This window comes from Candidatus Acidulodesulfobacterium ferriphilum (assembly GCA_004195035.1).
Lineage (GTDB): Bacteria > SZUA-79 > SZUA-79 > Acidulodesulfobacterales > Acidulodesulfobacteraceae > Acidulodesulfobacterium > Acidulodesulfobacterium ferriphilum.
Genome location: SGBD01000002.1, coordinates 1 through 13,751, shown reverse-complemented (window position 1 = coordinate 13,751; position 13,751 = coordinate 1). Strand labels below are relative to the sequence as shown.

Sequence of the window (13,751 nt, the reverse complement as noted above, 5' to 3'; positions counted from 1 at the left end):
CAGATCTATAGGCCCATGCGAAGTAATGCCTCTCTAATGCGGTCTTCATTGATGGTTAAAGAAAATCTGACATAACCCTCGCCAAAATCTCCAAAGCCTGAACCGGGGGTTATGATGATGCCCGTTTCGTTCAATAAAGATATTGCAAATTCTTTAGAGGTCATACCTGTCCTTGGGACATGCGCCCATACATAAAATGTCGCATCGGATTTATATACTTCGTAGCCGAGTTCTTCCAGCCCCGCAACCAAAATTTCTCTTCTTTTTCTATATATAATGTTATTATCTCTTATCGTATCAAGCTCGTTATCGAGCCCGTAAGCGCCTGCTAATTGTATCGCTTGAAAAACCCCTGAATCAAGGTTTGTTTTAACGGCTCCAAGTCCGTGAAGTATATCTTTGTTTCCAACTGCAAACCCTATCCTGAATCCAGTCATATTAAATGTTTTTGAAAGGGAATGAAACTCTATTCCTATGTCTTTAGCTCCGTGAGCGCTTAAAAACGAATCATTTCCCCTTTCTCCCGTGTAAACCTCCGAATACGCAAAATCATGGGCAACAATTATATCGTTTTCTTTGGCAAATTTTACGATCTCGTTAAAAAAATGCCTGTCAGCTCTTGCGGAAGTCGGATTATTGGGATAATTTAAAAACATTAATTTTGCTTTTTTTAAAACATCAGGCGGGATATCGGAAAAATCCGGTAAAAAGTCGTTATCCTCTCTAAGGGACATTATGTAGGGAATGCCTCCGGCAAAAATCGTGCCTGCCTTATAGACGGGATAACCAGGGTCCGGCACCAAAACAACATCGCCGGGATTTATGAACGCTAAGGGAAGATGCCCTATGCCTTCTTTGGAACCGATTAACGACAAAACTTCCGTCTCAGGGTCCAATGAAACGCCAAACTTTTTATTATACCAGTTTGCTACCGATTCCCTAAACTTTAAAAGCCCTTCATATGAAGGATATTTTTGATTAATGTCTATCCCGCTTTCCTTTTTTAATATATCCACAATTGTTTTAGGCGTGGAAAGATCGGGGTCTCCGATACCAAAGCTTATTATATCGACTCCCCTTGCCTTCACCTGAGCTTTTAATTTATCTATCTCGGCAAAAAGATACACCGGAAGTTTGTTTAATCTCTCTGAAAATTCAAATTTCATATCGGCTTTTTGCATCCTCCTTTGATATTAAATATATTTTACCCTAAAATATTTTCGATGTCTATATATTTAGAGGCTAATTCTTTAAGTAAATCCCTATTTTTTAAATTTAAATCTTTTTCTGTTCGCAGATAGGGAATATCTCCTAAAATAGGGACATCGGTATATTCCAATAATGTTTTTTTGTTGGATAAAACACTTTCGTCATTTTCATTTAAGGCATTATTGATAATTATCCCCGATATTTTAATCTCATGGCTTTTTGCATATTCTATGTTTAACAAAGTATGGTTTATCATTCCCAGTCCGGCTTTCGTTACCAGAATTACACCCGCATCTATATACCTTGCAATATCTATCACAAAATGGTTCTTTTTTAAAGGAACAAGCATCCCGCCCGCCCCTTCGACGATCATATAATCATACATCCTGTTTAATTCATAAAATTTGAAAAGTATTTCTTTTATACATATTGTCTTATCTTCAATCTTTGATGCGGCATAGGGAGATAAAGGAGATTGAAAGGTGTAGGGCGTAATAATTTCAAGGTTTGCCAAAAGCCCGCCTTCATCTTTCAAACGGCGTCCGTCTAAGTAATTTTTTGAACCGGCTTTATTAATTTTAACCCCTGTTTCAACCGGCTTCATATACCCCGCGTTTAAGCCTTTTTGCTGAAAAGCAAGGAGTAACAGCAGGCTGACGAAGGTCTTTCCGATATTTGTATCTATCCCCGTTATAAAGAATGTTTTGTTTGGCATACGGCACAGCTATAGCTTTGCATGATTTAATTTGGCTTGTTGAACTTAAAGAAAGGATATCCCCCGGTTGGTTAAACCGGGGAAGACAGATTAAAAAAACTTATTTTACACCTAAGGCTTTAAGGGTTTTAGGACCGATAATCCCGTCAACCTTTAATCCTTCTTTCTTCTGAAAGGCTTTGACCGCGTTTGTGGTCATAGGTCCGATCATTCCATCGATTTTCCCTTTATATAGCCCGTCTTTGGAAAGCGCCTGCTGAGCAGCTTTGATTGTTGCAACCGGTAACGATTTGACGGCCTTTTTTACTACAACCTTCTTAGGAGCAGGTTTCGCCGCAACCTTTGATTTATTCATAGCAAAGGAACTTGACGGCATTACAGCGAAAGCCAAAAGCATAACTAAAAACAAAGATAGTTTCTTCAATTTATTTTTCACCTCCTTTTTTTACAAACTTAACATCTTTTATTATTTAACATTTTCATAAAATTATTGCAATAAAAATAAATTATCCTAACGCTTTTTTTAATGTATTAATAAATTCGATAGGGTCAAATTTAACGACATAAAAATCTGCCCCAGCACTTATTCCTTTTGTCGAATTCTCGGCTCCGCTTAAAGAACTATGCATTATTATAGGAATACTTTTATATTTATCGTCAGACTTCATAGTTTTTGTAAAAGTGTAGCCGTCCATCACCGGCATCTCGACATCGCATATAATGGCATCAAATTTATATTTATCCTCATAGACAGCGTCAAGAGCGGCTTTACCGTTGAAAGTCGTAACCGTCTTAAACCCCTCTTTTATTAAAGCATTGTTAATTATTTTCCTTGCCGATGATGAGTCGTCGATAATAAGTATGGTTTTATCCTCATCGTATTCCCTTTTTTCAATGTCTATCTCTTTGTTTTCCTTGCTGTAAAAGCCAAGTTCATCGACAATGGATTCAAAATCAAGTAAAAGTAAAAGCTCATCGTTTTCAACCTTTATAATTCCCGTTACCTTTGAACCCTCGGAACTTACGGACGATAATTCGGGGGCGCTTATATCGTTCCACGAGACACGCCTTATCTTTGTGGTCTCATGAACAACAAATCCGACTTTAACTCTATTAAATTCCGTGATAATAACCTTAAAATTTTTTCTGTCTAATTCTTCAGGCTCGGCGATTCCCATCCATTTTGGTAAATTGACCAAGGGAACAACAGACCCTCTAAGGTTAAACATTCCTTCCACAAATTCGGAAGTATTAGGAGTCTCGGATATATCTGCCGGCATTTTAATAATTTCGATAACCTTAGCTACATTTATTCCATAAACCCCCTCTTTTTCCTCTCCGTTTTCATTCACGCTAAAGAGCCTGAAATCCACTAATTCCATCCTATTTTGTCCAACCTCGAGAATATCGTGTCCGGGATTTATTGAGCTTGCGCCGTTATTAGAATGGTTTGCCATAAACTCCTCCGTAAGGTTTAATGATTTATTATGCAACAACCAATAAAATGCGCACCTGTAATTAATCAATAACGGTGCGTTATTAAAATATCCTGCCTATTCATCTGCCCATGGATTTTCTTCGACTTCTATAATACTGCCTTGATGGTCTCCCGATATTATCCGATTTCTGCCTCGATTTTTTGCTTCGTATAAAAGATTATCGAGATGTTTCAACATATCTTTAGATTCATTTCCGAATTCTTTTTTATAAAAAGCAACACCCATGCTTATGGTAACCTTTTTTATGTCTTTTGTCCGAATCTTTGAAATCATTTGTTTTATTTTCCTTGCAACATCTACGGCATTAGCGATGTCGGTGGAAGGCAAACACACTATGAATTCCTCTCCGCCAAATCTCACGGCAATATCCGATTTTCTTATATTGTTTTTTAATACATCCGAAACCTCTTTTAAAACAATATCGCCTTTATCGTGGCCGTAAGTATCGTTAATCTTCTTAAAGTAATCTATATCGCACATTATCAAAGAATGAGGGATGTCGTATCTATAACTTTGGGCAAATATATTTTCATAAAAGCTGTCAAAATACCTTCTATTATAAAGGCCGGTCAGACCGTCGGTGAAAGCCTCATTTTCAAGATAGTTATTATTATCAAATATATTATCTTTAAATCTTACTGCTAAAATAAATGCCGATAAAGTTAAAATCAATAAAATTGAAGCCAAAAATAAGCCGATAAAAACGGCATTAAGCGTATTTTTATATATTAATACGAATGGATTTATCGCGCCTATTATGTTATATTGTTTTTTAATGGAATTATATGCCGATAGAAGGTCAAAATTAATAAAAATTAAGCCCAATTCGATTAAAAATTGGATAATTATAATTGCAAAAAATGCGGAATAATACCATTGCTTTCTCATAAAATTTATAATATCTATTTATAATTTAAATAAATTTTATATTTTTTTAAGACTTATTACAATTTATTTTTTACCAATATTATTGTGAATATCGTTATAAATAAAAACTCTGAAACTTCTTTCGAAAATATTATTGTGCTGATTATGGTTTTCGTTCTGGTCGTTATCTCGATTCATCAGTATTTAAAGATTACAAAATATGCCAAAATTGCCGCATATAAAGAAGATGTTCAGGAAATAAATACCGCATTGATTTTATACAGGTTAAAATACGGCAGATTTCCAGAAAATCTATCGATATTGGCAAAGAGCGGATATTTAAAAAAAAGGATAATAAACGGCAAAATACAATATATAAAGAATAAATTTATTAAAAATATTAAGGTCGATAACAAAGGCTATCCCCTATCACCTTTAGGAAAAAGATTTATTTACGATAAAAAAGAAGGCAGGATACTGACAAGATAAACGGCGGCGCAGGTTATCAAAAACCGTACCCCAGATTTATAAATGTATAATTATTGTACGGCAAAAATGGTTTAACTACAAATGTAGTATATTCTATTTCATAAGAACATAACAAAAAGAAGTGTTTTACTAATCGTATGTCAAGTAATGTTGCGGCTATGCACGAATATGACAGCATTAAAATTAGAATTGGGGCTTTAAATGCATTTGCGTTAAATTATCTCATATATACTTTAGATATTGCCAATAGAAACGGCATTCCCGCAAACGGCTTATTTACTGCAGTTTTTAGTGGTGGCGGTGCAGGGACTTGAACCCCGGACACTACGGATATGAGCCGTATGCTCTAACCGGCTGAGCTACACCGCCTTCTTAAAATAACCTTATTAAAGTTGTTTGTTTAACGGCAGGGTTTTATTGTATCAGATTATGCTTTAAATTACAATAATACTTTTATTACGATGACAGCTTATATATCGCTATATAACTTTCCGGTTTTGAAAACATGGAACCGGAACTTTCGACTACCGCATTTGCCAGATAGGTTTTTTTATTCAATTTAAAAATGGAAAATCCTGCACTGTATCCCGCAACAGGCCTTATTTTCCACATTGGATAAAAATTTACATTATTCCAGACTAAACTATAAACGGAGTTTTTAGTGTAGTAATTTAAATGCTGCATAAAAGCTCCCTGCCGATAGTTCTTTATTACGACTATGCCGTCTTTTCCATTAATATGAAACTTGCTAACTTGGGCGGGAACATTGTAAATTAAGCCACCTGTGACGCTTGAACTGCGAACCCCGCCAAAGGACGGAACCTTAATCTGAAGGGGTGAGCCACCGTAAGTTTTTGAACCCGTATAGACAGTTTTTCCTTTTTCATTTATAATCATTAAGTTTCCGGAATTAGATAAAGCTAAAAGATATTTTTTTCCGTTCCCCATAAAATTGCCGTAAGCCGTGCCATAAAGAGTTATGCCTGAAAAAAACGGCAAATTACCTGCTTTTACTAAAGTATTATTATTTTCATTAAATCTGTAAACATAAGTATCGCCGCCAAATTGGCCGATCGGATAGGTATTTTGGCCTATAACCGAATCGTTAAAGTACCTGCCGGAAGGAACAACCGATATAGGATTTTGCCCCACTATCACCTTTTTATGGTTTTTAAGGCTCATTACTCTTAAAAATAGATTATAATTTGGGGTGATTTTAATAAGTTTCCCGTCATTATAGGCAAGTAAATACGATATTACCATACCCAGCTTTGTCTTTGTAAGCACTATCGCCGTTCTATTTTTTGATATTTTATAAAATCCGATATATATGGCATTCGACCGCAATGATAGATTATATTGGGTAAGTTTTTTCAAACCGCCGTTTATTAAAAGGTTGTACAGTATAACACGGCTTCTTGTGGCAACGGCCACCTGCGCGCCCTTATTTAAAAATTTGCCCGCGCTAAATGCTTGAATTACATAATGTTTTGTCGGAGTTCTTAAAAGTCCTTTGCTATTTTGATTAAATCTTTTTATGTACATATTGCTTGTAGCGGGAGGGGCAGAAGAGATGACGGGGGAAGGCGCTTGAAGTTCCTCCGGTTTTTTAACCTTTTCTTGAGATGTCAGCGACGCAATTTTTGTTTTAATGTCCTTAGATAATCCGCTTATATCATTTATTATAAATTTTGAGCCTGAAACCTGAATGGAATGCCTGTAAACCACCGCCTTTTCGGAAGGATTGAATACATTTGTTGTAATATCAAAGACATTCCCGATTTTAATTACCCTTCCAAAAACTAAATATTTTAAATCAAAATGTTCCGAAATTTTTAAAAGATTGCCGGTTGAAAAAGAGGTTATATGATTTTTCGTAATAAAATCATTTATATCGGAATTTCTTGAGACAGAAATGCCGCTTGAGGATAAATTTGAAGCCAATATGACGGGAATACTGTCTTTTATATAAGAGTACCTTCCGTAATGCGTAGAAATTATTTTATAGGGGAGAATACCTATTTTAACAGAGGCATCTGCGCTTTTCGCAAGCAAAAGCATCGATACAAAAATGGAAAAAATGAAAAATATTGCCATTCTAATTGATTTTTTTTGAAAAGCCGTATTCATAATAAGCCTCTTAATTTAATTAAAATTTAATTAATAGATATTCATTACCGCCGTAACCCTTTTATTTTTACATATTAAAAAGAATTTGTCAATTTTTTACATTTTTATTTTTTTATTAAACCGATATATAAATTTAACAGGTTGCGACCGTAAAATGCGTACAAAACCGCGGCTAACGATAAAAATGGACCAAACGGTATTTTTTTATTACTATAAGAATTAAAAAATATGAAGGCAATAAAAAATCCTATCAAAGCAAAAACAGAGCCTGCAAAAATTGTAAATATGGCTCCAGGAAGTCCAATGAACGAGCCTATTCCTGCGATTAACTTTATATCGCCGCCCCCCAACCCTTCCCTTTTTTTAATAATTTCATAAAAAAAAGCTATGAAATAAAAAAATAACCCTGCCCCCAGAAAACCGTATAATGGAAACAAAAAGGATTTATGAAGCAATAGAATATTTAAAACAAATCCCAAAATAATCGTTAAAACATTCAAAATATCCGGTATTATTTGATGGAATAAATCGATAAAGGCGATGGGAATCAGAATAAATACAAAAATACTATACGTAATAAAATAATCAAGCCGCGCCCACAGATAATCCTTAAAGTAATCGATATTTAATATGTTAATTTTATAAAAAAAATAAGCATTATAAAAATATTTTATAAATAACGAATAAAAAATTAAGGCCGTTAATAATTCTACCATTGGATAAACGGGGGAAATCTTATGACCACACTTTCTGCATTTTCCAGACAAAATTATATAACTTAAAACAGGAATATTATCATAAAATTTAATTTTTGAACCGCAATCAGGACATTTTGAAGGCGGGTATATAATCGATAATTTAACGGGAAGCCTGAATATAACCACATTCAAAAAACTTCCGATCGATAACCCGATAAATAAGAGAAATACCGTGATTAAAAAAAAACTATTATGGGAAAATAAAAAATTTACGGGTTCGAAGCTATTAAAAACCATAAATTTGCAGTGTACATTAATATCGTTAATAAATAAAAAAATACCCCGAATAACTTATAAGATTTTAAACTTATTATTCGGGGTAAATAAATCCGGTAACGACCTACTCTCTCATGCAGCTACCCGCATAATACCATCGGCGCTATAGGGCTTAACTTCCGTGTTCGGAATGGGAACGGGTGTTTCCCCTATGCTATAGTTACCGAAAACTTGTCTATAAATAATCAAATGAAAATTAAGCAAATTAGTAAATGAATCAATGGCAATAAATAAATGATTAAGCCTCACGATCTATTAGTATCGGTAAGCTAAACACATTGCTGCGCTTACACACCCGACCTATCAACCTCATAGTCTATGAGGGATCTTTAGCTGTGTTGCCACAGGGGAAATCTAATCTTAGGGGGGGCTTCCCACTTAGATGCTTTCAGCGGTTATCCCTTCCGAACATAGCTACCCAGCCATTACCACTGGCGTGATAACTGGAACACTAGAGGTTCGTCCATCCCGGTCCTCTCGTACTAAGGACAGCTCCCTTCAAATTTCCTACGCCCACAACAGATAGGGACCGAACTGTCTCACGACGTTCTAAACCCAGCTCGCGTACCACTTTAATTGGCGAACAGCCAAACCCTTGGGACCTGCTACAGCCCCAGGATGTGATGAGCCGACATCGAGGTGCCAAACCTCCTCGTCGATATGAGCTCTTGGAGGAGATCAGCCTGTTATCCCCAGCGTACCTTTTATCCGTTGAGCGATGGCCCTCCCATGAGGGACCACCGGATCACTAAGACCTACTTTCGTACCTGCTCGACCCGTCAGTCTTGCAGTCAAGCTCCCTTATGCCTTTGCACTCTACAGCTGGTTTCCAATCAGCTTGAGGGAACCTTAGCGCGCCTCCGTTACTCTTTAGGAGGCGACCGCCCCAGTCAAACTACCCACCAGACATTGTCCTAAATCCGGATTACGGATTGTAGTTAGAAACACAGAAAAATAAGGGTGGTATTTCAAGGTTGACTCCACCACGGCTAGCGCCGCGGCTTCCCAGTCTCCCACCTATCCTACACATATCGTTCCATATTTCAATGCCAAGCTATAGTAAAGGTGCATGGGGTCTTTCCGTCTAGTTGCGGGTAACCGGCATCTTCACCGGTAATTCAATTTCGCTGAGCCTCTGGTTGAGACAGCGCGGAAGTCGTTACGCCATTCGTGCAGGTCGGAACTTACCCGACAAGGAATTTCGCTACCTTAGGACCGTTATAGTTACGGCCGCCGTTTACCGGGGCTTCAATTCAAAGCTTCACGCCTTGCGGCATTAACCTCTCCTTTTAACCTTCCGGCACCGGGCAGGCGTCAGTCCCTATACTTCGTCTTGCGACTTTGCAGAGACCTGTGTTTTTATTAAACAGTCGCTACCGCCATTTCATTGAAGCCTGCTAAAGCTTACAGAGTAAATCTTTAACTAAAACAGGCACACCTTATCCCGAAGTTACGGTGTCAATTTGCCGAGTTCCTTAACCAGAGTTATCTCAAGCGCCTTAGGATACTCTCCCAGTCTACCTGTGTCGGTTTGCGGTACGATTACAATATTAACTCGCTACGAGGATTTTCTTGGCAGCATGGAATCGGTCGGTTTATGAATCTTTCGACTCTCCTATTCGCATCTCGGACTTAAAGATACCCGGATTTTCCAAAGTATCAATCCTACCTGCTTAAACCTGCTATTCCGTCAGCAGGACAACCTATCCTTCTGCGTCCCCCCTTCACTGGTGACGCTAATATTGTAGTACGGGAATATTAACCCGTTTCCCATTATCTACGCCTTTCGGCCTCGACTTAGGGATCGACTAACCCTGAGAGGATTAACCTTGCTCAGGAAACCTTAGACTTACGGCGAATATGTTTTTCACATATTTTCTCGCTACTTATGTCAGCATACTCTCTTCCGATTCCTCCAGCAGTTCTTTCGATCTACCTTCAGCGGTTGTCGGAATGCTCCTCTACCCCATGTATTTACATACATAGTCGCAGCTTCGGTATCATGCTTAGCCCCGGTACATTTTAGGCGCGGATTCACTTGACCAGTGAGCTATTACGCTTTCTTTTAAGGATGGCTGCTTCTAAGCCAACCTCCTGGTTGTCAATGCGCTTCCACATCCTTTTCCACTTAGCATGAATTTTGGGACCTTAGCTGGCGATCTGGGTTGTTTCCCTTTTGACCATAGAAGTTATCTCCTACAGTCTGACTCCCGCAATAACATAACCGGTATTCGGAGTTTGATTGAGTTTGGTAGTCCGGTAAGACCCCTAGCTCATCCAGTGCTCTACCCCCGGTTACTAATTTGCGAGGCTATACCTAAATATATTTCGAGGAGAACCAGCTATCTCCAAGTTTGATTGGCCTTTCACCCCCATCCACAGTTCATCACCTAACTTTTCAACGTTAGTGTGTTCGGACCTTCACAGGATTTTACTCCTGCTTCATCCTGACCATGGATAGATCACTTGGCTTCGGGTCTATTACGTATAACTAATTCGCCCTATTAAGACTTGCTTTCGCTTCGGCTCCACCATTAACGGCTTAACCTTGCTATACATAATAACTCGCTGACTCATTATGCAAAAGGCACGCAGTCGCTCTGCTTATTATTGCTAATAAACATAGAGCTTCTACTGATTGTAAACATATGGTTTCAGATACTATTTCATTCCCCTCTCGGGGTGCTTTTCACCTTTCCCTCACGGTACTAGTTCACTATCGGTCATCCGGTAATATTTAGCCTTCGGAGATGGTCCTCCGTAATTCCTGCAAAATTTCACGTGTTCCGCAGTACTTGAGAATATCTTATGGAGACTAATTCATTTCGTTTACGGGATTATCACCCACTATGATCAACCTTTCCAGACTGTTCAACTATGAATTAATTTTGTAACTCCATCGGGTCTCTGTAAAACCCCAAAGACATCTCGTAACCCCATGCATAAAACGCTTACAGGCTATAATTATGCATGGTTTAGGCTCTTTCCGTTTCGCTCGCCGCTACTAAGGAAATCACTATTGTTTTCTTTTCCTGAGGGTACTTAGATGTTTCAGTTCCCCTCGTTCGCCTCTATAACCTATGAATTCAATTATAGATACCGAAATTTTATCTCGGTGGGTTTTCCCATTCAGAAATCACTGGATCATAGCTTGTTAGGCAGCTCCCCAATGCTTATCGCAGCTTACCGCGTCTTTCATCGCTTCCGGATACCAAGGCATCCACCATACGCTCTTAGTAACTTAATCTATATTAAAACATTCGCCTTGATCCTAATCACTAATTGCTTAATTTCACATTCAATTTTCAAAGAGCAAATAAAAAATTTAACCGGTATTAATAAAATGGTGGAGGTGAACGGAATCGAACCGATGGCCTCCTGCGTGCAAAGCAGGCGCTCTGCCATCTGAGCTACACCCCCGATATAAGCCTTAAGCTAATGGTGGGCCTATCTGGACTCGAACCAGAGACCTCACGCTTATCAGGCGTGTGCTCTAACCACCTGAGCTATAGGCCCATAAGCCTTTATAGCCAATAAATGCTAACCGGTATTTCAAAACTAAACAGCACGCTTAATATTTTACTCCCTTAAAAGGAGGTGATCCAGCCGCAGGTTCCCCTACAGCTACCTTGTTACGACTTCACCCCAATTACCGGCAACACCTTAAGCGTTAGCCTCTCTTGCGAGTTAGCATCACGATTTCTAGTATTGCAGACTTTCGTGGTGTGACGGGCGGTGTGTACAAGGCCCGGGAACGTATTCACCGCGGCATGCTGATCCGCGATTACTAGCGATTCCGACTTCATGAAGTCGAGTTGCAGACTTCAATCCGAACTGAGGACTGCTTTTTGGGATTTGCTTATTTTCACAAATTCGCTTCCCTTTGTACAGTCCATTGTAGCACGTGTGTAGCCCTGGATATAAAGGCCATGAGGACTTGACGTCATCCCCACCTTCCTTCGGTTTATCACCGACAGTTCCTTTAGAGTGCCCAACTTAATGATGGCAACTAAAAGTAAGGGTTGCGCTCGTTGCGGGACTTAACCCAACATCTCACGACACGAGCTGACGACAGCCATGCAGCACCTGTCTCTCTGTTTCCTTACGGAAAAAGCTAAATTTCTTCAGTTGTCAGAGGATGTCAAACCCAGGTAAGGTTCTTCGCGTTGCGTCGAATTAAACCACATGCTCCACCGCTTGTGCGGGCCCCCGTCAATTTCTTTGAGTTTTAATCTTGCGACCGTACTCCCCAGGCGGAACACTTAACGCGTTAGCTTGAGCACAGAAAGATAAATCTCCCCATACTTAGTGTTCATCGTTTACAGCGTGGACTACCAGGGTATCTAATCCTGTTTGCTCCCCACGCTTTCGCGTCTCAGCGTCAGAAATGGTCCAGAAAGCCGCCTTCGCCGCCGGTGTTCTTCCTAATATCTACGAATTTCACCTCTACACTAGGAATTCCGCTTCCCCCTACCACTCTCTAGTCTAACAGTTTTAAGTGCACTTTTCAGGTTGAGCCTGAAGATTTCACACCTAACTTATTAAACCGCCTACACGCCCTTTACGCCCAGTAATTCCGAACAACGCTTGCACCCTCCGTCTTACCGCGGCTGCTGGCACGGAGTTAGCCGGTGCTTTCTCTAATAATACCGTCAATCCCGTATTGTATTAGAATGCGGGAGTTTCTTCTTATTTAACAGAGCTTTACAACCCGAAGGCCTTCATCGCTCACACGGCGTTGCTGCGTCAGGGTTTCCCCCATTGCGCAATATTCCCCACTGCTGCCTCCCGTAGGAGTCTGGACCGTGTTTCAGTTCCAGTGTGGCTGATCATCCTCTCAGACCAGCTAACCATCTTTGTCTTGGTAGGCCATTACCCTGCCAACTAACTAATGGTCCATAGGCTCATTTATAATCGATAGCATTGTGAAGAGGCCACCTTTGGTACCGCATCTTGTGACACGGTACGTTATCCGGTATTAGCAGTCCTTTCGAACTGTTATCCCGAACTTATAAGTAGATTACCTATGTATTACTCACCCGTTCGCCACTTTACTCATCCCTTGCGGGACTTTCACGTACGACTTGCATGTGTTAGGCACGCCGCCAGCGTTTGTTCTGAGCCAGAATCAAACTCTCTATAACAATAAATTATTATCAAGAAATTAACTGATTTGTTTTTAATGCTTTTTAATGCGTGCTGTTTAGTTCTCAAAGACCGATCTTCATTAGCAGGTTTGTTTAATACCTAATCTCGAAGTGTTAAAATAGTATATAAAAATGTTAAATCAATGTCAAGCGTTTTTTTAATCTTTTTTTAATTTTATTTTAAATATTTTTTTCTTTCCGGATTTTATAATAAATTCTTCAATGTTTTCAGCTACTTGAAAAAAGTCCTGCCCTACCTTAGACTCAATATTTTTTTCATTTAAAGTATCGAAATATATCTTAACCGCCCCCTGTTTGATAAGCCTTTTTGCTTCGCTTTTACTGGACGCGGCATCAACCTTTACTAAAAAATCTACTATTATATCAGACGAAACCGACGCTGTATTAATATTTTTATATTCGTTTTGCTTTGTTTCACCTTTTAAAAAATTACCGTATTCTTCATATTCAAGTTCAATAACCGTAAGGTCTTCCGGATTCACCTTCTTTTGAAACTTATCTTCAAAGTATTTTAGCGCTTTATTTATATATTTTTTACATATGTCTTCCATCATCCTGCCTTTTATCACGGCGCTTTCCAATAAAGGGTCAGACCTGAAATCGCTTTTCTTGGAAGCAAGAACAATCGTAAGTATCCATC

At 38.8% G+C, this 13,751-nt stretch carries 8 protein-coding genes, 3 tRNA genes and 3 rRNA genes; 1 reads left to right on the top strand and 13 read right to left on the bottom strand.

Going from position 1 to position 13,751, the window contains the following annotated elements:
* Positions 1-5: 5 nt before the first annotated feature.
* The 5 genes from EVJ47_04470 to EVJ47_04450 form a co-directional block, all read right to left on the bottom strand.
* Complete coding sequence (locus EVJ47_04470) at positions 6-1,166, bottom strand: aminotransferase class I/II-fold pyridoxal phosphate-dependent enzyme (protein ID RZD14427.1); 1,161 nt, start codon at positions 1,164-1,166, stop codon at positions 6-8.
* A 38-nt stretch (positions 1,167-1,204) separates the two neighbouring features.
* Positions 1,205-1,924: a dethiobiotin synthase gene (bioD, locus tag EVJ47_04465; protein ID RZD14426.1), complete on the bottom strand. Its 720-nt coding sequence runs from the start codon at positions 1,922-1,924 to the stop codon at positions 1,205-1,207.
* Positions 1,925-2,024: 100 nt separating this feature from the next.
* On the bottom strand, positions 2,025-2,300 hold the full coding sequence (locus tag EVJ47_04460; GenBank protein RZD14696.1) for a peptidoglycan-binding protein: 276 nt from the start codon (positions 2,298-2,300) through the stop codon (positions 2,025-2,027).
* Between the two features lie 130 nt (positions 2,301-2,430).
* Entirely contained in the window at positions 2,431-3,381 is a 951-nt protein-coding gene (locus EVJ47_04455; protein ID RZD14425.1) for a chemotaxis signal transduction protein CheV, read from the bottom strand.
* A 96-nt stretch (positions 3,382-3,477) separates the two neighbouring features.
* Positions 3,478-4,311 carry a GGDEF domain-containing protein gene (locus tag EVJ47_04450; protein ID RZD14424.1) on the bottom strand — a complete coding sequence of 278 codons (834 nt, stop codon included), beginning with the start codon at positions 4,309-4,311 and terminating at the stop codon, positions 3,478-3,480.
* Positions 4,312-4,395: 84 nt separating this feature from the next.
* Here EVJ47_04450 and EVJ47_04445 point away from each other — a divergent pair, with 84 nt between their 5' ends.
* Positions 4,396-4,779, top strand: a complete 384-nt coding sequence (locus EVJ47_04445) for a hypothetical protein (GenBank protein RZD14423.1) — start codon at positions 4,396-4,398, stop codon at positions 4,777-4,779.
* A 292-nt stretch (positions 4,780-5,071) separates the two neighbouring features.
* Here the strand turns inward: EVJ47_04445 and EVJ47_04440 are convergent.
* From EVJ47_04440 to EVJ47_04405, 8 genes are all read right to left on the bottom strand, one after another.
* Positions 5,072-5,148, bottom strand: a tRNA-Met gene (locus EVJ47_04440).
* 87 nt (positions 5,149-5,235) lie between these two features.
* On the bottom strand, positions 5,236-6,909 hold the full coding sequence (locus tag EVJ47_04435; protein ID RZD14422.1) for a hypothetical protein: 1,674 nt from the start codon (positions 6,907-6,909) through the stop codon (positions 5,236-5,238).
* Positions 6,910-7,013: 104 nt separating this feature from the next.
* Positions 7,014-7,904 (bottom strand): prepilin peptidase, encoded by an 891-nt coding sequence (locus EVJ47_04430; protein ID RZD14421.1) that lies wholly within the window; start codon positions 7,902-7,904, stop codon positions 7,014-7,016.
* A gap of 90 nt (positions 7,905-7,994) precedes the next feature.
* Positions 7,995-8,111 (bottom strand): 5S ribosomal RNA (gene rrf / locus EVJ47_04425).
* A gap of 62 nt (positions 8,112-8,173) precedes the next feature.
* Positions 8,174-11,195: ribosomal RNA gene (locus tag EVJ47_04420) — 23S ribosomal RNA — on the bottom strand.
* Positions 11,196-11,287: 92 nt separating this feature from the next.
* A tRNA-Ala gene (locus EVJ47_04415) sits at positions 11,288-11,363 on the bottom strand.
* A 19-nt stretch (positions 11,364-11,382) separates the two neighbouring features.
* Positions 11,383-11,459: transfer RNA gene (locus EVJ47_04410), tRNA-Ile, on the bottom strand.
* Between the two features lie 74 nt (positions 11,460-11,533).
* A 16S ribosomal RNA gene (locus EVJ47_04405) occupies positions 11,534-13,086 on the bottom strand.
* Together the 16S, 23S and 5S rRNA genes with 2 tRNA genes alongside form the textbook arrangement of a ribosomal RNA operon.
* Positions 13,087-13,751: the final 665 nt, after the last annotated feature.

Bases quoted from the DNA above. Each gene is read 5' to 3' on its own strand.
- EVJ47_04460 (RZD14696.1), bottom strand. From the start codon at position 2,300: ATGCCGTCAAGTTCCTTTGCTATGAATAAATCAAAGGTTGCGGCGAAA.
- EVJ47_04455 (RZD14425.1), bottom strand. From the start codon at position 3,381: ATGGCAAACCATTCTAATAACGGCGCAAGCTCAATAAATCCCGGACAC.
- EVJ47_04450 (RZD14424.1), bottom strand. From the start codon at position 4,311: ATGAGAAAGCAATGGTATTATTCCGCATTTTTTGCAATTATAATTATC.
- bioD (RZD14426.1), bottom strand. From the start codon at position 1,924: ATGCCAAACAAAACATTCTTTATAACGGGGATAGATACAAATATCGGA.
- EVJ47_04435 (RZD14422.1), bottom strand. From the start codon at position 6,909: ATGAATACGGCTTTTCAAAAAAAATCAATTAGAATGGCAATATTTTTC.
- EVJ47_04470 (RZD14427.1), bottom strand. From the start codon at position 1,166: ATGAAATTTGAATTTTCAGAGAGATTAAACAAACTTCCGGTGTATCTT.
- EVJ47_04430 (RZD14421.1), bottom strand. From the start codon at position 7,904: ATGGTTTTTAATAGCTTCGAACCCGTAAATTTTTTATTTTCCCATAAT.